Source organism: Polaromonas glacialis, assembly GCF_000709345.1.
Taxonomy (GTDB): Bacteria; Pseudomonadota; Gammaproteobacteria; order Burkholderiales; family Burkholderiaceae_C; genus Polaromonas; species Polaromonas glacialis.
Genome location: NZ_KL448325.1, coordinates 140,580 through 161,753 on the forward strand (window position 1 = coordinate 140,580; position 21,174 = coordinate 161,753).

The 21,174-nt window shown below is 57.5% G+C and carries 19 protein-coding genes and 1 pseudogene; 6 read left to right on the forward strand and 14 right to left on the reverse strand.

What is annotated here, in order from left to right; translation table 11 throughout:
- Nucleotides 1-45: 45 nt before the first annotated feature.
- From EC86_RS0122670 to EC86_RS26555, 10 genes are all read right to left on the reverse strand, one after another.
- Nucleotides 46-1,650: an AMP-binding protein gene (locus EC86_RS0122670; RefSeq protein ID WP_084181699.1), complete on the reverse strand. Its 1,605-nt coding sequence runs from the start codon at nucleotides 1,648-1,650 to the stop codon at nucleotides 46-48.
- A 64-nt stretch (nucleotides 1,651-1,714) separates the two neighbouring features.
- The gene (locus tag EC86_RS0122675; protein ID WP_156955454.1) at nucleotides 1,715-2,701 is read right to left on the reverse strand and encodes a Bug family tripartite tricarboxylate transporter substrate binding protein; all 987 of its coding nucleotides are present in this window, start codon (nucleotides 2,699-2,701) and stop codon (nucleotides 1,715-1,717) included.
- 285 nt (nucleotides 2,702-2,986) lie between these two features.
- Entirely contained in the window at nucleotides 2,987-3,958 is a 972-nt protein-coding gene (locus EC86_RS0122680; RefSeq protein ID WP_029528121.1) for a LysR family transcriptional regulator, read from the reverse strand.
- A 68-nt stretch (nucleotides 3,959-4,026) separates the two neighbouring features.
- Nucleotides 4,027-5,466 (reverse strand): NAD-dependent succinate-semialdehyde dehydrogenase, encoded by a 1,440-nt coding sequence (locus EC86_RS0122685; RefSeq protein WP_029528122.1) that lies wholly within the window; start codon nucleotides 5,464-5,466, stop codon nucleotides 4,027-4,029.
- 41 nt (nucleotides 5,467-5,507) lie between these two features.
- On the reverse strand, nucleotides 5,508-6,755 hold the full coding sequence (locus tag EC86_RS0122690) for an acetyl-CoA hydrolase/transferase family protein (protein WP_408633934.1): 1,248 nt from the start codon (nucleotides 6,753-6,755) through the stop codon (nucleotides 5,508-5,510).
- 53 nt (nucleotides 6,756-6,808) lie between these two features.
- On the reverse strand, nucleotides 6,809-8,053 hold the full coding sequence (locus tag EC86_RS0122695) for a CoA transferase (protein ID WP_029528124.1): 1,245 nt from the start codon (nucleotides 8,051-8,053) through the stop codon (nucleotides 6,809-6,811).
- Nucleotides 8,043-9,752 (reverse strand): acyl-CoA dehydrogenase family protein, encoded by a 1,710-nt coding sequence (locus EC86_RS0122700; protein ID WP_051676289.1) that lies wholly within the window; start codon nucleotides 9,750-9,752, stop codon nucleotides 8,043-8,045. Before EC86_RS0122700 ends, EC86_RS0122695 begins: the two co-directional genes overlap by 11 nt.
- Nucleotides 9,753-9,829: 77 nt before the next feature.
- Nucleotides 9,830-10,717: an SMP-30/gluconolactonase/LRE family protein gene (locus tag EC86_RS0122705; RefSeq protein WP_029528126.1), complete on the reverse strand. Its 888-nt coding sequence runs from the start codon at nucleotides 10,715-10,717 to the stop codon at nucleotides 9,830-9,832.
- Nucleotides 10,718-10,775: 58 nt separating this feature from the next.
- Nucleotides 10,776-11,960, reverse strand: coding sequence for a thiolase C-terminal domain-containing protein (locus tag EC86_RS0122710; RefSeq protein ID WP_156955455.1), 1,185 nt, complete (start codon nucleotides 11,958-11,960; stop codon nucleotides 10,776-10,778).
- On the reverse strand, nucleotides 11,957-12,409 hold the full coding sequence (locus EC86_RS26555) for a Zn-ribbon domain-containing OB-fold protein (RefSeq protein ID WP_084181701.1): 453 nt from the start codon (nucleotides 12,407-12,409) through the stop codon (nucleotides 11,957-11,959). The genes EC86_RS0122710 and EC86_RS26555 overlap by 4 nt, the downstream gene beginning before the upstream one ends.
- Nucleotides 12,410-12,876: 467 nt before the next feature.
- Between EC86_RS26555 and EC86_RS28070 the strand changes: the two genes are divergently transcribed.
- The 4 genes from EC86_RS28070 (at nucleotide 12,877) to EC86_RS26560 (ending at nucleotide 16,573) form a co-directional block, all read left to right on the forward strand.
- Nucleotides 12,877-13,977 carry a porin gene (locus tag EC86_RS28070; protein WP_084181702.1) on the forward strand — a complete coding sequence of 367 codons (1,101 nt, stop codon included), beginning with the start codon at nucleotides 12,877-12,879 and terminating at the stop codon, nucleotides 13,975-13,977.
- 930 nt (nucleotides 13,978-14,907) lie between these two features.
- The gene (locus EC86_RS0122720) at nucleotides 14,908-15,630 is read left to right on the forward strand and encodes an NADPH-dependent F420 reductase (RefSeq protein WP_232230017.1); all 723 of its coding nucleotides are present in this window, start codon (nucleotides 14,908-14,910) and stop codon (nucleotides 15,628-15,630) included.
- A complete protein-coding gene (locus EC86_RS0122725; RefSeq protein WP_029528130.1) occupies nucleotides 15,627-16,157 on the forward strand; it encodes an OsmC family protein in 531 nt (176 codons plus the stop codon). Before EC86_RS0122720 ends, EC86_RS0122725 begins: the two co-directional genes overlap by 4 nt.
- A 215-nt stretch (nucleotides 16,158-16,372) precedes the next feature.
- On the forward strand, nucleotides 16,373-16,573 hold the full coding sequence (locus tag EC86_RS26560; protein WP_156955456.1) for a thioredoxin family protein: 201 nt from the start codon (nucleotides 16,373-16,375) through the stop codon (nucleotides 16,571-16,573).
- 87 nt (nucleotides 16,574-16,660) lie between these two features.
- Here EC86_RS26560 and EC86_RS0122735 read toward each other — a convergent pair whose 3' ends face one another.
- From EC86_RS0122735 to EC86_RS28085, 4 genes are all read right to left on the reverse strand, one after another.
- Nucleotides 16,661-17,572, reverse strand: coding sequence for a TniB family NTP-binding protein (locus EC86_RS0122735; RefSeq protein ID WP_084181703.1), 912 nt, complete (start codon nucleotides 17,570-17,572; stop codon nucleotides 16,661-16,663).
- 3 nt (nucleotides 17,573-17,575) lie between these two features.
- Complete coding sequence (locus EC86_RS0122740; protein ID WP_232230029.1) at nucleotides 17,576-18,907, reverse strand: Mu transposase C-terminal domain-containing protein; 1,332 nt, start codon at nucleotides 18,905-18,907, stop codon at nucleotides 17,576-17,578.
- A gap of 672 nt (nucleotides 18,908-19,579) precedes the next feature.
- Nucleotides 19,580-19,774 carry a transporter gene (locus EC86_RS28080; RefSeq protein WP_332258703.1) on the reverse strand — a complete coding sequence of 65 codons (195 nt, stop codon included), beginning with the start codon at nucleotides 19,772-19,774 and terminating at the stop codon, nucleotides 19,580-19,582.
- Nucleotides 19,775-19,817: 43 nt separating this feature from the next.
- Entirely contained in the window at nucleotides 19,818-20,177 is a 360-nt protein-coding gene (locus tag EC86_RS28085; RefSeq protein WP_198026885.1) for an integrase core domain-containing protein, read from the reverse strand.
- 50 nt (nucleotides 20,178-20,227) lie between these two features.
- On the opposite strand from EC86_RS28085, the pseudogene EC86_RS30630 reads away from it, so the two are divergent.
- Nucleotides 20,228-20,455, forward strand: a pseudogene (locus EC86_RS30630) (DUF5372 family protein); the annotation flags it as partial.
- 210 nt (nucleotides 20,456-20,665) lie between these two features.
- On the forward strand, nucleotides 20,666-21,130 hold the full coding sequence (locus EC86_RS0122755; RefSeq protein WP_036773946.1) for a helix-turn-helix domain-containing protein: 465 nt from the start codon (nucleotides 20,666-20,668) through the stop codon (nucleotides 21,128-21,130).
- Nucleotides 21,131-21,174: the final 44 nt, after the last annotated feature.

The window sequence follows — 21,174 nt, forward strand, 5'->3', positions numbered from 1 at the left end:
TTAAATTTTCCCTGCTAAAAAATGATTTAGTCTTCAAGCCATAGGTTAGGCGGCAACATCTCGGCGATCCCAGTGCCCTGCCTGCAGCGCGGTATCGACGATGCGGAATTTTTCTACCTTGCCTGAAAGCGTCTTGGGCAGGATTGCACGAAACTCGATGTACCGCGGAAGCATGAACTTGGGCAACATGCTGTCAATGCGCGCTGCAAGTGCGGCTTCATCGAGTGTCGAATTCTCTTTCATGACGGCTACCAGCCGCACGTCGTCTTCGCCATCTCCGGCGGGATAGGCGACCACGGCACACTCGACCACATCGGGCTGCTGCATGACGATGGCTTCCACTTCATAGGCGGAAATATTCTCGCCACGGGAACGGATGCGCTCCTTTTTTCTGCCATCAAAATAGTAGAAACCATCGGAATCGGCGCGCAAATAATCGCCCGTGTGAAACCAGAGGTTTTTCAACGAAACAGCGGTTTCCGCAGGCTTGTTGAGGTAGCCCTTCATCATGATGGAGGGCTGTTTTGGCCTGACGACCAGTTCTCCCACCTCGCCCACCGGCAGCGGCCTGTCCATCTCGTCAACAACCTGTGCTTCCCAGTCCTGCCCGATGCGCCCTGACGAGCCTTCCCGGCGTTCAGGCCACTTGCTGTGCAGTACGATGCCGGTTTCGGTCATGGCGAAAGCTTCAACCAGTTGCACGCCGAATCTTTCCTCGAACACCGGATCATGGTGTCCATTGAACATGACCCGGAGCTTGTGCGCACGGTCAAGCGCCGAAGGAGGCCGCGCCTTGAGTGTGGGCGGAATCGTGAAAATCGTCACGCCCACTGTCGCTTTCACGTCGGTCACGTCCTGCCAGAAGCTTGTTCCGCTGAACCGAGGAACAAGGTGGACATGCGCGCCAAGAATAAGGGCGGGCAAAGCCCCCATGCTGCGCGACATGCCATGGAACAGCGGCAGCGGCGCATAAATAATATCGTCGCTGCGCATGCCTACGGATTCAATGCACGTCAGCGATGTCTGGAAGGTCTGGGCGTAGGGAACCAGCACACCCTTGGACGGCCCGGTTGTTCCGGAGGTGTAGGGAATCAGGTGAATATCATCAAATTTCGCCGGCGCACAGATCGTTTCACCGACTGAACCCATGTGGCTGACTTCCTCATACGACAGGCACTTTTTAACGGGAAGCGGCTGCTTCGTATTTTTGTTTTCCCCGACGACCACCAGGACATCAATGGATGCCAGCAATTCCTTCTGGACCATTGCAAGATTGCCCAGCAATGCGGCGTCGGCAAAAACAGCGCGCGCGCCCACGTCCTGAAGGACGTAGGCAAGAGTATCTCCCTTGAGCGAGGTGTTGACGGGTACCACAATCGCATTAAGGAAAGAAAGCGCCCAATACGCGATCATGAACTCGGGGCTGTTGTGCATCAGCACAATCACTGGCTGCTGGCTGCCAACTCCCAGCGCATTCAAGCCCCTTGCGAGGTTCTGCGAGTCCCTGAAAAACTCCGAAAACGTCCATTTCTGATCCGCAAAGCTCAAATAATTCCGGTCGGCATGTTTGGCAACCTGGTTGATGATGAACTGGCCAAATACGCGTTCCTCAAGCGGGACGGTGGGGGCGAACATGTCTTGCTTTCTCATGGGCTTCCTGTGCGGTTTTTGTGTGATCGGTGCTGGCTGGGTACGAGACGCTGGCAAACAGCCATCAGTCCAGCTTGAGGTTGATACGCTTGGCGACCTGGCCCCATTTTTGTTGTTCGTTCTTGATGAATTTCCCGAACTCCTCGGAGGTGCCTTGAACGGGTAGAAAACCTTGTCCGCGCATTTGCTGAACCACATCAGGCAGCGCCAGCACGGCAGAGATTTCACGCTGCAACTTGAGCACCGTCGCCGCAGGTGTACCGGCGGGGGCTAACAGGCCAGCCCAGTCGTAGTAATCAAATCCCTTGAGCGTCTCGCCCACCGTAGGCAAGTCGGGATATTCAGGCAGCCGGGCATCCCCGCTGATGGCAAGGACACGCAGCTTTTTGCTTTTCACAAGGGGCCAGGCCGCCGATTGGTTGATGAAATTCAGGGTCGAATCGCCGCTCACAACCGAGACCATGGCGTCGGACGAAGTCTTGAAGGGAATGTGCAGAAAGGATGCACCACTCAACACGCCAAGATACTCGCCAGACAGATGCGCGCCGGTGCCATTCCCCCCGGAAGAAAACGTGAGTTTTCCGGGGCTTGCCTTCGCGGCTGCGATCAGGTCTGGGAGTGTTTTGTAGGGAGAGCTTTCGGATACGACCAAAAGCAGCGGCGATTTGTAAATCTGCGCGATAGGCACGAAGTCCTTGGCAACGTCATATGGCAGCTTGGTGTAAACATTCGGGTTGATGGCCAGTCCTGCAACATGCCCCACGATGATGGCGTAGCCATCAGGCTCAGCCTTGGCGCCGACCCCCATACCAATGGAGCCGCCTGCGCCAATCTTGGTATCGATCACAAACGGCTGCCCCAAACGCTCGGCCAAGTGCCGTGTGACGAGGCGTGTCATCACGTCGGGATTGGAGCCCGGGCTGTAGGGAACGATGACGCGAACCGCTTTGTTTGGGTAGTTCTGCGCATAAGAAGGCATCCCGGTCATGCAGGCACCCGCAAGCGCGCAAATGAATGCAAAATATTTTCCAAAGTATCTGTAGATATTCACAACTGTCTCCGTCTGTATATGCAAGCGGGCATAAGTGCAACCTTCTTGGCGGCACCATCCTGGACCCGACTCTTTGTTTGAATTTCATTGTTTTTTTGCGTGGCGCCGTGATCGCCTTCAGGTGATTTCAATGATACGAACAGGCCCTGTCCACAGCAATACGCATGCGGGTCATAGTCGATATAACAAAATTTATTTCGAGGCGTGGGGGTGAGGCGCGAAGCTGCGGTCCCGGGCGCGCACCTCTGCAGCACAACGCCTTTTGAAGCAGGCTACAGGCAGCGTCTATTCAGGTATGTCGCTCGACAGCAACTTGCCTTGCCAAGTGCGTCCACGCACCCCGCTGACAATGGCCGAAGAAATTTCTTCAGCCATCGCGCGCATGGGCAGCGTTTCGGGCTTGAGGCGATGGGTTGCGAGAAACAGCCTCCATTGCATTGACGGTTCGACAATGGGCAGGAAGCGCACGCCGTCTTCAAGCTGCACTTCGGAATGGACCGCGTTGTAGGCCAGGATAGTGAATCCCAGGCCGGCATTGACAAGTGCCTTGGCCAGCGAAATCCCATCGACCTCTATGACGATGTTGGGAGTCATGTTGATGGTGGAAAACGCGTCATCGACCATCCTGCGCAGATCTTGTCCCTTACCAGCGGTGATCAAGGGAAGTTTGGACACAGTCTCCAGCGTCACCGAGTTACTTTTTACGAGTTGATCTGCTTCCTTTGACAGTTTGGCGGGCGGGAGTACAAGCCCCATCTCCAGGTCCATCAGTCCTTTGAGCTCCAGCTCGGCCATGCGCGGGTTGCCATAAAGAAGCGCCATGTCCAGCGAACCACCGATGAGCAGGTTGGTCAGGGCGGACGGATAACTTTGCACGATGTGCACAGCGACGTCCGGGTACTTGGACCGGTAACTGCGCATGACGCTCGGCATCAGGTATTGCGAGATTGCAGTGGATACGCCAATGGTGAGGCGGCCTCTTGGCAACCGCGCCGCAGCTCCGAGTGTTTCGTAAAGGGAATCGACCTCGCCGACAATTTTCTGGGCTTTTTCGTGAAGCGCAATCCCGGTTTCCGTCAACGCAAATCCCTTGCTCACTTTGCGGAGCAGCCTTGTCTTGAGCGTGCGCTCCAGCAAAAGAACTTGGCGGCTGACGGCCGGCTGCGAAATCCTCAAATGCAGGGCAGCTTGCGAGTAGCTGCCAAACTGGGCCACGGCGCAAAAATAGCGAAGCGCACGAACGTCAATATCAGTCATGGTCAGGTATACGGTTGTCAATCACCACCAGGCGGGTATCGGCCTCATGGTAACGCGGCTCGTCCAAGCTACATCGCCATGACACTCACAGCCTTGGTCACAAGATAGGACTCCAGCGCTTCGGGGCCGCCTTCCGAGCCGTAACCCGAATCCTTCACGCCGCCAAACGGCATCTCGGGCGAAGGCGTTGCGGGCTGGTTGACCCACAGCATGCCAAGTTCCAGCCGATACGACAGCGCATGCAGCGTGCTGATCGACCGCGTGAACGCATAACCGGCCAGTCCATAAGGCAGGCGGTTGGCCTCCAGGATGGCCTCGTCCAGCGTATCGAAGCCACGGATCGCGGCCACCGGGCCAAAAGGCTCGTTGTTAAAAACATCGGCGTCGAGCGGCACGTCGTTGAGGACCGTCGGCATGTAGAAGTTGCCCACGCTGCCAAAGCACTCGCCGCCGGTTTCGACTTTTGCGCCCCTGGCGAGCGCATCTTCGGTGACCTTCGCCATCGCGCTCAGGCGGCGCGGGTTTGCAAGCGGACCGAGCGTCGTGCCCGTTGCCATGCCATCGCCAATCGTCAAGCCTTGTGCATGGGCAACCAAGGCTTTAGCAAACGCGCTGCGGATGCTGTTGTGCACCAGAAAACGTGTTGGAGCGATGCAGACCTGCCCAGCGTTGCGAAATTTGGCCGAAGCAGAAGCCTTGACCGCCACATCGATGTCCGCATCTTCACAAACGATCACGGGCGCATGGCCGCCAAGCTCCATGGTGACGCGTTTCATGTGCAGGCCAGCCAGGGCAGCCAGTTGTTTGCCTACCTGTGTTGAGCCGGTAAACGTTACCTTGCGAATAATGGGGTGCGGTATCAGGTAGGCGGATATTTCCGCCGGGTCGCCATACACTAGGTTGACAGTGCCTGCGGGCACGCCAGCGTCAACAAATGCCTGCAGCAGCGCAGCCGGTGAAGCGGGCGTTTCCTCGGGTGCCTTGACGAGGATGGAGCAACCCGTGGCCAGTGCCGCCGCTATTTTGCGAACGGCCTGGTTGATGGGGAAGTTCCAGGGTGTGAAGGCGGCGACAGGGCCGACCGGCTCCTTAAGCACCAGTTGCTGCGCCCCGAGGTTGCGCGACGGTACGATGCGGCCATAAATGCGGCGGCCTTCATCGGCAAACCATTCGATGATGTCGGCGGCGGCCAATACTTCCACCCGGGCTTCGGCCAATGGTTTGCCTTGCTCCTGTGTCAGGAGCGATGCAATGTCAGGGGCGCGTTCGCGCATCAGCGCTGCCGCCTTGCGCATGATCCCGGCCCGCTCGTTGGCGGGCACCAGGCGCCAGGCCTCAAAGCCGCGCTGCGCGGACGCCAGCGCACGGTCAAGATCGGCAATGCCGGCATGCGCCACTTTTCCGATGACTTTGCCGGTGGCGGGATTGGCGACATCGATGGTTTTGCCGCTGGCGGCATCAGCCCATTGGCCGTTAATCAGCAGCCGGGTGTCGGTGTACGTTGTCATGAAAAATCTTTCTTTGAATAACCATTATTTTTTGCTGCGGTTTAGCTTGAATGCGCCTCTCGTTCAAGCATCTCCCGCTGCGACGGATGCGCGAGGTCCAGCATGCGGCGCTTCCTTTGTGCAATCGAAAGTCCCCGCAGGTCAGCCACGCCATGCTCGGTCACGATCACGCCCGCGTCGCAGCGGGGCGTGGTCACCGGCCCCGACAAGCTCGCCACGATGCGCGAACGCTTGCCTGCCAGCGACGGCAACGCGACGATAGGGATGCCGCCACGGCTGAAATGCGCGGCACGCAGGAAGTCGGGCGCACCGCCCACAGCGCCCAGGTATTCGCCATTGGCGACCTCGGAGTTGACCTGTCCCGTCAGGTCAACCTCAATGGCGGAGTTGATGGCGACAAACTGGTTGAGCGAGCGAAGCACCTCGGGTCCGTGCGTGTAGTCGGTGCCCCGCATGCCGAGCGCCGCATTGCGGTCGGCAAAGTCATACAGGCGGCGCGAGCCTATCAACAGCCCCGTGATGCTGATACCGGCATCCCTGCCCTTCCTTGCATTGGTCAGCGCGCCCGACTCCGCCAGCCCGACGATGCCGTCTCCGGCAATCCCGGAATGAACACCGAGATCCTTGCGGTCATGCAGCAGTGAAAGCGTCGCATCGGCAACGCCCCCCAGACCAAACTGCAAGGTGGCCCCATCCTCGATCAGGCCAGCCACCTGCCTGGCAATGAGGGCATCTACCGGTGAAACCACCCCCGACAAAGTTTCTATCGGCGGGAACAGCGCGGGAACCACCATGTTGATGTCTGCGGCTGCCAGCGTGCGTGCGCCAAAAGTTCGCGGCACCAGGGGATTGACTTCCGCAATCACCACCCTTGCGTTCTGGATGGCTGCGATCAACAGATCGTTTGCAAGGCCCAGGCTGAAATTGCCGTGCGCATCCGCAGGGGAAACCTGTACCAGCACAACGTCAACAAAGGGGCGGCGCCGGCTCAAGACTTCAGGGAAAGTTGAATAGGCACAGGGAAAAATATCGAGCACGCCGGCACGCGCCAAATCACGGTTGCTGCCCGCGCCGCAGTAGCTCATGAAATGAAAACTGTCTGCATACGCTGCGCTCAGGGTAGTGCTCAGCCCAATACCCAGGAACAGTTTCAGTCGCCCGAACAGCTGCCTTTGGGCGATCAGTGCGCGCGTGAGGGTCAGTGGTTCTGCTGCGGCCTGACCCCACATCACCGTGTCGCCATCGCGAATGTAAGGCGTCAGATCGGGAAGATTCGATTCGTCCGTCAAGATTCCAGCGCCGACCCCATCCTGGGCCGGATTATGTTGAGGGTTTTTCAACATCAGGCCTTAACCGTCGTCTTCTGCGTGGAAGGAGCGCCAATGAGTCCTTTGTCAAACAAGCGGCCCAGTTCGGCGGTGCTCAAACCGAGTAAACATGTCAGCACTTCTTCGGTGTGCTCGCCCAGTTGCGGTGCTGCCCTGGCAGGCGCCCGAGGAATCCCTGAAAAATTAAGGGGTAGGCCGGGAACCAGCCAGTTGCCGACACCGGACTGTTCAACGTCGGTAAACAGGGGGTTGGATGTCGAACAGGCTGGATCGGAGCCCACGAGCTGCTGAACGGTCTGGTATTTGCTCCAGCAAACGCCGCTTTTTTCAAACACCTCGGCTATTTGTACAAGGCTTCGCGAACTAACCCAGGGCTTGAGCAGTGCAGCGATGTCTTCCCGGGCCTTGAAGCGGTTGCCTTCCTCATTAAGGTTCAGGTTCAGTTGCACTTCAAGCTCGGCGATGGATGCGCTTAATTCTGTCGCCTTGCACAGAGCTTTCCACTGCTTCAGGGTTAACCCGACAATCATTATCCGCTCGCCGTCTCCGGTCAGGAAATCACGGCCGAAGGCGCCGAACAAATCGTTGTTGACTCGCTCACGGCGCGTTCCCAACTGTGCTTCGGCAATCAAACCGAGGTGGCCCATGACGGCCAACGCAGCATCTTCGAGGGCCAGCTTGATGTGCTGCCCTTCGCCTGTTTGCCTGCGGATACGCTCTGCTGCAAGAATTCCAATTACAGCCATGTTGCCTGTCACCAGATCCCAGGCTGGAAGCACATGGTTCCACACTTCCTGTGCATCGCCGCCACCGGTCAGAAAAGGTATTCCCAGACGCGGGTTGATGGTGTAGTCAACGGCAGAGCCGCCATGCCTGTCGCCGGAGATCGTCAGCTGGATCAGGTCGGGCCGGCGTTTTTTGAGGGTTTCATGATCAAGGAATCCGCGCGGCGGGAAATTAGTCAAAAGAATCCCGGCGTCCGGGCCTGGCGCGGTGATCAGGGCTGTCGCCAGTTCGCGGCCTTCGGGCGATGCCAGGTCGATGGCCACCGACTTTTTGGATTTGTTCAATCCACACCAGAACAGGCTGGTGTTGTTTTCACTGACCGGCCAGCGTTTGTAGTCAAGCCCGCCTGCCAAGGGGTCGATCCGGATGACCTCCGCGCCCAGTTGTGCAAGCGTCATGCCGCCCAGCGGCGCGGCAACAAAAGCGGAGGCCTCAACAACGCGCAAGCCTTTAAGGATGGAATCAGTCAACATGGGCAGGCTCTTTGACGGCTGAGTTTGATCGGGCAAGTGCGGCCTCGAAAAGGCTTTTGGCAATGATTTTTAGGGCCAGCGTTTCTTCTGCGCCCTCAAAGATCGAAAGCACACGTGCATCCACGAAATACCGGCTCACCGGGCACTCCTCGGCATAGCCCATGCCGCCGTGTATCTGCAGCGCCTCCCGCGTCACCAATTCCGCCGATCTGCAGGTCAGCAGTTTGGCCAGGCTGGCTTCCATCTGAGACCCGCCCTCCTCCAGCCGCTGCCCGATGGCGTAGGTGAGTTTCCTGCAGGAGGAATAGCGCGCCGCCATTTTGGCAATCTTCACCTGGGTGAGCGGCATGTTCATCAATGCCGAGCCAAACACCCGCCGGTCCTGCGCATAACGGATCGCCGCATACAGCGCAGCGCGCATGACGCCCGACGCGCGTGCCGCAGTCTGCATGCGTCCGCCGGTCATGCCGGCCATGGTGTAGTAAAAACCCTTGCCCAAGCCACCTTCGCCCCCGAGCAACCGGTCGTCAGGGACAAAGAAATTTTCGAAGTGAAGATCGAAAGAATGCATGCCCCGGTAACCGATGGTCGGAATGGCGCGACCTGTCAGCAGGCCGCCGCCCTCCTGCGCGTACGCAAACACATGGCCGTCATGGGACGGTTTTTCAACCAGCATGATGCTCAGGCCACGGTGCCCGGCAGACCTGTCGGTATCCGTCCTCGTCACCACCATCAGCAAGTTGGCCTTGCCCGCGAAAGTGCACCAGGTTTTGGCGCCGTTCAGAATCCAGCCGCCTTCCGTGCGGTCACCCTTGAGTGCCAGGCTTGCCACGTCGGAACCGAAATCCGGCTCCGTGATGGCGATTCCGCACAACAGCTCGCCGGCGGCAATTTTGGGCAGCAAGTCCTGCTTTTGCTGATCGGTGCCGCCCGCCAGCAGCGCGCGTGAAAGAATCTCCGGCCGCGTGATCAGGCTGCCCGCTGCGGCGAGCGATGCTTCCGAGAGGGTTTCAGTCACGGCGATCATCATCAGCACATCCTGGCTGGTGTTGCTGGCACTGCCGCCATATTCTTCTGGGATGGACAGGCCAAACGCACCCATCTCCCGCATGCCCTGCAACAGCGCTTGCGGAATGATCAGGTTTTCGCGGTGGATGTCTTCCGCCAGCGGTTTGACGACTTCCTGGGCAAAGCGATGGAAGGCATCCCGGGCCATGGCCACAGACTCGGACAGATTGACCGCCCCCACATCATCCGCCGTCGCCACTTGGGCGCCGATGCTGGCCAGGACGCCGGCATGGCCGGTTTGCGTGCGAAATTTCACCATGTCAGCGCTATGTGCCAGCGCATGCAACTGTTGCATGCCCATGCCCGCGCCCATATAAACCGTCTCCAGCCGCTGCGTGACGCTGACCAGCGCCTCGCCTGCAGCCACCAAGGCAAGGTCGGCATCGAGTTTGGAAATTTCGGCATCCGGCAAACAACCAATTTCTGCCGAGAGCAAATCCGCACTCGCCAGCGCCAGCTCGTAGCTGACGAACTGGTGCTGATCGAGCAGCGCGGCGTTGAGCTTGCCTTTGCTGGAACACTGGCGGGCTATTTCCACAACCGCGTCATCGAACAGCGCGCGCAACTGCACCAAAATGGAGCCTGCAAGTGGATAAATGCCGGGCAAGGATGAGAGTGAGGTTTGGGTCATCGCACGGGGTGCTTTCAATGTGTTTAGGTATTCACGAGTTGACATGGCCGGCGAGCGCAATCTATGCAACGCGCCATTCAGGCCCTGTATCTGTATTCACGCAAGCCAGGCGTGCCGACCCTAGCGCTCAGCACCGCTCCGGCAAGCGGCTCCTTGGCCAGCTCTTCGGCGCTCATGCCATCGGCACGGGTGGTGATAAAAAGCGTCTTGTTGTCGGCGCCGCCAAAACTGACGGATGTTGGCCGGCGCGTCGGCACCTTGACAACCTGGTCCAGCTTGCCATCCGGTGTGTAGCGGGCCACCTGGCTTCGATGGACTTCGGCAATCCAAATACAGCCATCGGCGTCTGTCGCACATCCATCGGGTTTGACGCCCGTGCCTTCATAGTCAACAACCAGGCGGCGGTTATCGATGCGCGCGGCGTCCAGGTCGAAGTCATAGACCCACAGTTGTCCAGGGCGCGAATCGGCAAAGTACATCAGCTTTTCATCGGGACTCCAGCGCAAGCCGTTCGCCAGCCGCACGCCTGTGGCGGCCTGCGAGGTCTTGCCCGCGTCAACGCAATAGATGCCGCCGATTGGCGAAGCCAGCTGCGCGTCATAGGTGCCGGTCCAGAACCGGCCGAGTGAATCGCATGCGCCGTCATTAAACCGCTCACCATCGGCAATGACGGGCGTGTCGGACAGGGGCTGGTAGCTGTCACCCCCATAAGTCCCGAACGCCAGACCGCGCGTGAACGAAAACAGCATGCGGTCGTCATCGCACAGCGTCACCCGCGCGCAACGGTAAGGCAAGTCCTTTTCAGTGACTTTTCCTGAAGATGCGTCTCCCCTGAAGAGTTTTTTCCCTATCAGGTCAATCCAGTAAAGCGCGTTCTCATCCGGGTGCCAGAGGGGGCCTTCGCCCAACTGGTTACGGCACTGGAAAGCCAGCTCTGCGGTGATTTCCAAAAGCTTGTTGGGCATGGTTGAATTTCTGAAGTTCTCTCTTGTTGTCTTGGTGAAAGCGGCACTACGCCCTGGCTTACCGGCCCAGAATGAGCGCGCTTTTGTGACCGCCGCCGCCGCCGCTGGTGACCAGGCAGGTCTTCGCGTCGGCCACCTGGTTGACGGACTCGCCCCGCATTTGCCTGGTGCCTTCAATGACCAGGTTGAGGCCGTGCAGGTAGGCCTCCGACAACAGGCCACCCGATGTATTGATCGGCAATTGGCCGCCAGCCCTGAGCGCGCCCGATTCGATGAAACCGACAGTCTCACCGCGCTTGCAAAATCCGTAGTCTTCAAGGGCCATGGGGATCAGACCGGTGAAGGCGTCATAGATCTGCGCCACATCAATGTCAGCAGGCCCCAAGCCCGCCTGTTCATACACAGCGGCAGCAACTTGCCTGGAGTTGATGGTCGCGTAGTCCTCAATCGGCATGTTGTGCGAACCCATCGGGCCCGACGTCCAGCGTTCACCGCTGGCCTGCGCTGCGCCCAGGATGGGAACGGCTTTGCGATTCAGCCGCCCAGCCAGCTCGGCAGACGTCACGATCACGGCGCAAGCGCCGTCTGTTTCAAGGCAGCAGTCATACAAGCGGAAGGGGTCAGCGACCATGCGCGCTGCAAAATAATCTTCCCGCGTCAGGGGTTTGCCATACATCACTGCACGGGGATTTTTCTGGGCATTGGCGCGAACAGTGAGGGCAATCTCGGCCAGATGGTCCGCGGAGGTTCCTGACTCCTCCATGAAGCGCCTGTAAACGAGTGCCATCATCATGCCTGGCGACATCAAGCCAAAGGGTGCGATATAGGAGCCGCCAACGGGCCGCGCGCGAAACTCGCCGTACCGTTCGTACTGACCCTGGCAGATGGAGCGGTAAGCCACCGCATACTGGCACTGACCTGTGGCCACCGCCATGGCGGCCTGCATGACAGAGGAAACGCAGCCACCGCCCCCGGCGCCCCACACCATCGATGCATACCTCAGAAGTGGCGCGGCCAATGCGGCCTGGACCATCACGGGCTCGTGCCTTTCAAAGCCAAACGACGTGTAGCCGTCAATCTTGCCAGGCGATATGCCCGCATCGGCGGCGGCGTTCCGGATCGCTTCCAGGCACAACTCAAACTCTGATTTTTCGGTATGCCCACCGCGTCTTGTGTACACGCTCTCGCCTACGCCAATAACGCAAGGCTGCAGGTTCTTTGGCAAATCTTTCGGGAAATTCATGCTGCATCCTTTGCGCCGCTGCCTTGCACAAGGCGCTTTTTAAACCGGGGAAGATTCACGCCTTCGCTGATTTCGTCCCAGAAGACCGTGACGGGCATGCCAATCTTCATGTCTTGCGGCGCTACATCGACCACATTGCTCACCAAACGCACATCGTCGGCACCGTCCAGCAGAACGACTGCCACGTTGTAGGGCGGATGTCCTTTAAGTGCGGAATGCGTGGCGTGGTAGCCCACGGTATAGGTAAAGACAGTGCCGGTGCCGCTCACCTCCTGCCATCCAACGTCGGTCGATGCGCAACGCGGGCATGCAGGCATGGGGGGATGAAAGAACCGATGGCACGCATTGCAATGCCGGATCACCAGTCTTTGCTCGTTGCAGGCAGTCCAGAACGGTGCGTCCTCTCGTGTCGCTTGGGGAGCGGGCATTCCCGCTGGCAGATAGGCCATTTGAAAAACTCCTTCTTGTCAAACATCGCAGGTGTTGCGAGCGGCGCAGGTCTGAAGATGGCGCAAGCGCTGTGTCAACCTGAAGCCTGGATGGGTGTTGTCTTATTCATCATAAGTTGAACTTTCAGAGTTCACCTCATACTTTTTGACATAGGTTGTATGCCGCGCATAAGCATTGAACATCGGAATGTTCCATTTATGATTTTGACGTTCCATGCAAACCTGCCTGCCATGAATACATAAGCAGCTGTACTGAAAATGCACACCGTTTTTCCCATGCCGCTTGCGTCAGGTCATGAATATATTGAGTTAGATGCGTATTTCGAAGCAAGCGGTGGTTATGGCCACTTTCGGCAAAATCGAGTGGCCTCGAAGTTATCCTTTCCAGTTTTTTACGTATACAGCAAGAAGATAATGTCCAGTTTTTGCACCTGCGCGTAATGCGCCTATAACCTGAGGAGACAATTATGAAAAAAATCGGAATTGCACTTGCAACTATATTTCCCTTAGTGCTTGCGCACGCACAAAGCAGCGTCACGTTATATGGCGTGGTTGACGCTGCGGTCTCGTTTGTTGATAACGGCGTCGTGCGTAATACGCGCATCGATTCGGCAATCGGTCCGGGAAGTCGCTTTGGCTTGCGGGGCACGGAAGAGCTGGGGGGTGGCTTGCGTGCAATTTACACACTGGAAGGGGGCTTTGACACAAGTACGGGCACCTCACAGCAAGGTGGTTTACTTTTTGGACGGCAGGCGTTCACCGGCATCACTTCGAGTAATGGCTGGAGTGTTACGCTGGGCAGACATTATTCGCCAACACAACAGGCCCTGGCGGCAACTGACGCAATGGGTCAAAACTATTGGGGCAGCAGCACCGGCTTCGGCAATGGCTCGCAAAGCCCCGGCTCGACCACCATGGGTGCAGGCTGCCAGGGCGCCAGCCTGAGGGTCAACAATTCCGTACTGGGCGCATGGACCGCTGGTGGAATTACCGGGCGATTGCTGATGGGAGCCGGAGACGAGAACGGCCGAGGTTCCGGACGAACCTACAACCCGAGCCTTACCTTTTCCAACGACGCACTCACCGTGACGGCTGCATACACCCGTATTCGTCAGTGTGCTCCTGATATACCGGCACTGGCCCAAGCTGCCTGGCAAACCGAAACCGTCGTAGGAGGTTCTTATAATTTTGGGCCTGCCTCGGTATATGCCGGGTATTACAACTTTAATCCGTCAGAAAATAATAAAGTTATCAGTCCGACAACATTTTTGAATAATAAAGTAGTGTGGTTGGGTACCCGTGTACCTGTAGGCTCAGCAGGTACTGTGCTGGCGCAAGTAGCGCGGCTGAAACAGGACCTCAGCGGGGGTGATGCAAAAGGAACATCTGTCGGTTTGACATATGTTCATCGTCTTTCGAAGCGAACAAGCGTATATGCATCGAGCGGATGGCTGAAAAACAGTGACAGAGGACAATTCACATTATCTGCCACGACTGCAACCCTTCCGGCTGGAGCTATTGGCGCGGATCCAAAAGCATTATCGTTTGGCCTTACACACGCGTTTTGATTTGATGTGGTCTTGATTGTCATTGAATAATCAAGATCTCCTTACATAATGCATATAGGCCTAGCAGACTGCTAAATACTAGTTCTTGACTCAAAAATTGAGCAGATCAAGGGTCACTTACCCCTTGTTTACCTCGAAAAGTCTCTTGTAGCCTGTTTTATGAGGTCGAAAGCTCTTCGTCGTGAGATGTCTGGAGGTATTACAGCAGCCTGCTAGGAGTACCTAAAAGACAATATATATTGCCGATTTATCCGACTGCATTGTTTCACACAACGATAAGTGATCATTTCTCAATTTACTTGGGTTAAGGAAAGTGTGCATATTTTATTGAATGGAGGCAAAACCGGCACCACTGTTGTCGGCGTCTCCAAGACTTGGTGCACAGGAATCATTTCTTACTACTTTGAGCGGATCACAAAAGCCGGTTTTGCCTGAATAACTGACCTTACGCACTCTTCAATGAAGAAAAAATTTTGCCAAATCTGCTTTCATTGGAGAACAGCGCTCTCAGTGCGTAAGGTCAGTGAATAATTGTTTGCAGCGGCGAGCAAAAGGTCGCGCTGCATGGTGGCACCGAGGGCCGGTTCAGCACCAACCTGTTCGCGTTTGGGTTTAGGTTTCCATCGAAAACAACGCTGATCATTTGGAGATTGGTACGTCCAGCATGCTCCTGAATAAAGTAATTATGAAAAATCAACTCGGTAATCTGCTGTCCAAAGGATGCACTTTGTCCCAGACGAATAGCCCACGCAAGACCCGGGAGATCGAGGGAAAAGGTTTCAGCAACGCGTGGCTGGCTACGCCGACAGCGTATAGACACCCGGCAGGTTAAACCGGGATGAGCCGGTCCGTGTTCCATTTGATCGATCTGTCGCTGAATGGGCGAACGCGATCGAAGTTCCCGATCTGGTCTATGAGGCGCTGCGCCGGGTGGCCAATTTAGGCATTGGGCTGACTATTATTATTGTTGTAAATCAATGGAGTGAAGAAATGAAAATCGGAGTTATTGGCGCAGGCTTTATCGGCCGCGCATTGGCAACCCTGGCGGTCAAGAGCGGACACGAAGTGATGATCAGCAACTCGCGTCATCCCAGAACGTTAGGTAGCACTGCCGTGGCAATTGGCTGCAGGATTGGCACCGCGCAAGATGCGGCCGAATTCGGTGACGTCGTCTTCGTTGCGATCCCACTGCTGGCCTACAAAGAGATACCAGAAGTGCCGCTGGCAGGCAAGATTGTCGTCGATGCCAACAACTACTATCCCCAACGCGATGGCGCCATTGAAGAATTGGAAAGCCATGCAACGACCACGAGCGAGCTCCTGGCAGAGCACCTTGCTGGCGCTAAAGTAGTCAAGGCGTTCAATGCCATTTTGCAGGGTGACTTGGAAAAAGACGGTCGCCCCGCTGGCGCGCCAGACCGGCGTGCGCTGCCGATTGCCGGCGACGATGCTCAGGCCAAGCAGGTTGTCACCGGCCTGATCGACGCCTTCGGTTTTGACGCAGTGGACGCCGGCCCCTTAAGCGAAAGCTGGCGCTTTGAGCGCGCCAAGCCTGCTTATTGCATTCCGCTGGATGTGGCCGGGTTGACGCAGGCGCTGGCTGCGGCTGAGCGAGATGTGGAAGTCGCGCACGGCTCATGGAGGCGGCGATGAGTGCGCTGCGCGACTATCTGAAAGAAAAAGCGGCCATTCTTCAGGATCGCAAGACAAAAATTGTCGGTGGAGAGTTGGGCACGAAGCAGTTGAACGCGCAAGTCAGCGTAGAGGGACGCAGCGGCATCCGCCGTGTTCGAATTCGTGATTTTCAGATCGTGACTGACGCACCAAAGGATTTTGCGGGCTACAACTTGGGACCAAGCGCGCCGGAGCTGCTGCTCGGAAGCTTAGGCAGTTGTCTTGTGCATACCTTGATGATTCAGGCCGCCTGGCTCGATATTGCGATTGATGCGGCCGAAGTTATTGTGACAGGGGACTTCAGCGGTCGCACTGGCCATCCAGCGTTCCCTGAGTTTTCAGCAGGCATACCGAACATCAGATATCGACTGCAGGTTGATTCGACCGGAACCGACGATCAGCTGACGAAGTTACATAAGGCTGTTGAGCAGTTTTGCCCGATTCTGAACGTCCTGCATCAACCACAGCCGATTCAAGGAAATGTTGAGCGCGTGTCTGCAACATGACCTGCTCCACAGCGCCTGTGTCAACTCGAAGAGGTGCTCGGGTTGGTAGTTGCCGACCATCGCCGCTTTCACCGTCGCAGTGCTCGCTTTGCAACGAACGTCCCGCATTGCCGCGAGCACGTCTGGATTGCGCTAACCATTGACAATCGCGCGGATGATCGTCATGCCTGTCACGCCGCTGACCACATGGTGCAGTTGCAGGTTCATCAAGGTCAGTGCCTTCTGTGTTGGCGCTGCTGGAGTTCGGCACCGATTGGTGCGGCTTTTGCCTTGCCAGCGCGCCCATCGTCACCAAGGCCCTGGCCGCCCACCCCGCGCTCAAGCACCTCAAGGTGGAGGACGGCAGCGGCCGGGCGCTGGGCCGATCGTTCAAGGTCAAGCTGTGTGTCGGTTCACCTTCAATCTGTCACTTTTGAACTTTCATTTGGCACCAACCCCTTCAATGTGTCACCAAATCAGTCGATGGCGTCCTATTTCGAGCGCACTACGCTTACTCCCCATCCTTAAAAGTCTTGCATTTCTGAGTCTGAGTCCAATCGGGCCAGTTTGTAGATGCCATTGGCCGCCGCCTGATCAATCAGTTCAGCGCTGATGAATTCGGTTTTCTGGCGGATCGCCAGCTCTGCGGCCTGCGTCAGCAAGGTCGTGACCTTGCCAGTCAACCCGCCGCTCTTACCCATGAGTTTTTGGATGATGGCCTTGTCGGCCAGTGGCGACGGTTTTTCCAGCGGCAGCAGCCGGCCAAAGCTCACCACGAATTCCCGGAACTCCGGGCTTTCACGCCACTTCGGCAAGGAAAAGGGTTCGAACCGGGAGGCAATCTGCGGATCGGTCTGCATGGCATACAGCGCCTCACTGGTGCCCAGTGCCACGATCGGCATGCGCAATTCATTGCTGATGAATTTGAGCTGGTTCAGCAGTTGACGCTGTTCGCGGACCGAACCGGCCAACAAGTGATGGACCTCGTCGATGATCATCAATTTTGGCGGCTGGCGGTGCAGCAGACGCAGTCCGAGCAACTCCATATCGGTACCACGGCGATTGACCGGCGGCTGAACACCCAGGCCTTCGATGATCTGGGCGTACAGCTTGTTGTCGCAAGGGTTGGCAGGCATCTGAAGGTGAACCGTTTTACGGATTTCCACTTCATTGAACTCGTTGCATATGTTGGGGTTGTCGCGAACAAACTTTTCGACAATCATGGTTTTGCCAATGTTGCTGTCGCCGTGCAGCAGCATGCAGGGTATGCGCCCGCTGGGTGGGTGATTCAACAAGTGCGCCATTCTGACCAGCGCCTCATTGCCTCGGGAGTACGCCACCCACTTGGGCGCATACAGTCTGGACACCCGTTCATCGATCGGGCCTTCCAGGTAGGACCAGACCCCGACATGCAGATGATCAAGGCCGTTTGCCATGGCTCAGTGGTCCCAGATTTCAGCGTCCGAGGGCTTTACCGGCTGCGAATAATCCACCCCACCTGCGGGAGTAGCTGTTGTGCCCATCGTTGCGGACTGGGCATCTTTGCGTCGCTGCGAATGTCGCCTTGCCGCCTTTGTTTTGGCCGTGGCACGCTCGATCAAGGCACGCTGGGCAGTCACGGCCTTGAATATGGCGTCCTGAGTGGGGGCGTTGTGCCCTTGTTCGCGCAACGCAGACAAGGCGGCGCGTTGCTCCCACAGCGTGATGGGTGGCAACGCCAGATCAGCGTACGGTATCGGGCAGTAGCGCCGGTCGGGACCGCACAGAAACACCCTGGACAGATTTCGCGGATCGTAGCGCACCAATACAGGGGAGCCAAGTTGCACGATGGAAGGCAGCACGTTGTCCCAGTAGCGGATGTTGAACAGGTGCAATCCATCCCGGCGCAATTTGCGCTGCATCGAGGGCAGAAAGCTGATCATGAATTGATCGGGTTGCTCAGGCAGCGACCGGGCGTGCGCAGTCGGGCCACTTGTCGCGGCCTGCCACGCCGCCAGCGGGCTCCGGCGAATTCCCTTGTGGACGCGGCGATGGTATTGCTCGCAGATCTCAAGGGTCAGCCACTGCTCCAGCTCTGCCATCGTCAGCCGCGCATTGGACTCGGACGGATAGTCCCCCCTGTCCTGCGTGTTCGAACCGGTGGTTCCCGGCAGCAAATGCACGCGGCCCATCAGTGTGCCAATCAGGCGCTCAATATGCCCGCCGTAGTGCGGTGTGGCGATGGGACGAAGAATCAGCCCAATGCCATGCTCGTCACACCCTCGGTGCAGCGCGGCTGCTGTGAAGTCCGCACCGTTGTCCGTATGCACGGCCGCAGGCAGTCCCCAAACGGGCCAGGTGCATGCCAGTCCCCTGGACTTGAGCCAGCTCTCTTTGGGCAGGATCGCCTGCGACAGGCACAGGGCCACGGAAGTTGAAGATGGCGCCTCCATCGAGAGATAAAACCCGACCACCACGCGCGTGGCCACATCGACTGCCAGCGTGAGCCACGGCCGGCCTATGGGAAGGCGACTGGCCTCATCCACGACGATGGCGTCCACCGGGGTGTGGTCGATCTGCACGACTTCCAGGGCATGCTGGACCTGGTAGTTTCCAGGAACAAAGGCCGTTTGGGTTGCTGCCTCTCCTGGCTGCAGCCTAGCTTTCGCGGCTTGACCAGGGTCGAGTTCTTTGAGCCGGGCAAGTATGGGCTTGCGCGAAGGAGGCCTCAAGCCCAGAGCCGCACAACGCAAACCCACCATCCGCACGACCTCCTCTTTTTTGGCGCGCACTTTGGTCAAGTACACCTCCTGGATGACCTCGGCAATCAATTTATCCAGCCGATCATCGATGCGGTGGGCGCCAACGGGCGTTCCGCGGGCACGAGGCAGGAGCGTGGAAGTTTGAGGGGCCTGGCGGGGTACAGTGCAAGCCAGCGAAAGACGGTGCGCCGGGATACTTCGAAATCAGCCGCAATTTGCGCGACTTGCCGGGCCGCATTTGGTGCCTCATCGATTCCAGAGATAGCTTCCTTGCGGCGTTGGGCCAACGCCCATTGAGAATCCGTGGCAGCGGAAATGACGGACTCGCTGGAGGCCTTCAGGCGAACTGCCGCAGGGGGCGCACTCAGGTCCGCAGCGCAAACTGCATGAATTCGTCCATTGACCAGAATCACGGACCATGACCGATCCGGCAGGCTCGACGCTGATGATGGCCACAAGCCGGTCGCCGGCAACTGCCAGGGCATTGGATACCACCTGAAAACATCCCATCGTCATGTCCTTGCAGGCCAAGGCGTGCATAACGACACATTGAAAGCAAGCAGATGCAAGGTTGTGCCAATTGAAAGGACTATATTTTGAAAAAATCTTGGCTGGACAGATTTGCCTGGATAACGCATTTTTACCAAGCGTCTCCAGTGAAAATCCCCTATCTGCGTGGTCTATTTGGTGCCAATTGAAAGTTCAAAAGTGACAGATTGAAGGTGAACCGACAGTGCCGTTGAAGTCATACATGAGCTTCACATCCGCATTAATGCCAGTTGGCTGAACATAGGTCACTGCAAATACGGGCTCGATGTTCCAATAGTTCCGGCTGAGGTTGGCCAGCTTGTTGCTGTCATAGCTACCCGTTGGTGCCGTGACGTCCACAGCCCACACATAGCGGTGGATGTCAAGCTAGTTGTCGCAAAAAGTTTGATGCTCAGGCGATTTGTTGGGTGAGTTGGTTCTGGTTTTGTTGGGTTTCCGGATTGAGGTGGACTTGTGCGATTCGGTCCCAATTGCGGGTCGGACCGGACCAGCGGTTTGGGTTGGCATCGCGCGCTGCGGCATACACTTTGACGCGGTCATCCAGAAGGGCTTGATCGATTTGCATGTGACGTTGAGCAGGCGTGACAAAGCCAATCGCGCTGTGCCGATGCTCGTGGTTGTACCAGTGCACCAACTCTGTCACCCAGCGCCGCGCCTGTAGCAAGCCATTGAACGGTTTGACGGGCAGTTGAGGCCGGTACTTCAGTGTCCTGAACAGAGCCTCCGAGTAGGGGTTGGAGCGAGCAGTCAACTGCGCCGCATGGCGACGTTGAGCGACGACCTTTTCGCGTAACCCATCCGCACCATCCGCTGTTCGGTCAGGAGTTCGATCTGGTCGAGCGTGGGAGGAACTGGCGCGAAGACAGGGTTTTTTTCCACGACACAGTTGGAGTCTCGCACTCGATGCCGGCGGTCTGGACCGACCTGGTCGCCGAGGACCCTTTCAATGCTGTGGCGCGGGGACGTGCCGCGTTCCGGGCTCAGGAACTCCTCGAGTTGGTGAAACTGATCGAGGCAATGAAGTCATGAACCGGCCCCCCCAGTGTAAAGAGGATATTGTGCAAAGTGTAAAGGCGATTACGTCTTGGTTTGCATCTGTTCGATACTACCGGCATGGCAGCTCATCCAGCGCGCTGGAAATGAAACCTCCTGTCGCTTGCAGTGATCACCTTGACAGTGTGATCATGCCGAACATAATCCTATTTACATACATTGACTGGCCTGAGCCGAGGAGGTTCCATGCCCATAGATCGAGACAAGCACGACAAACAAGCGGTCCTGCGCCAACACGCTACGCTCAACCCGCGTCCGCACGGCGTCACTCACGCACTGTTCGCCAGCAACGCGTTCTTCGACCCCGACGATGTACTGCAGGTCAAGTACGAGATGCTGCGACTGGTCAACATCGACAAGCGCTCGATCAGCGAGGCTGCCAAGGCCTGCGGCTTTTCGCGTCCCTCGTTCTACCAAGCCATGACGGCCTTCGAGAACGGCGGCTTGGCGGGTTTACTTGCCCACAAGAGTGGTCCGCACGGTGGCCACAAACTCACGCCAACGGTGCTGCAGTTCGTCTGCGAGGCGCGTACTACCGATCCGAACGTTCGTGCCGAGCGCCTGGCCGAGTTGGTGCAGCAACATTTCGGGGTGCAAGTTCACCCTCGCAGCATCGAGCGGCAGTTGCTGCGCAAAAAAAAACAGCGCTGATACTTGTGTCGCCAGCGCCGCTGCTGCGCGACGACAGTTTGGTT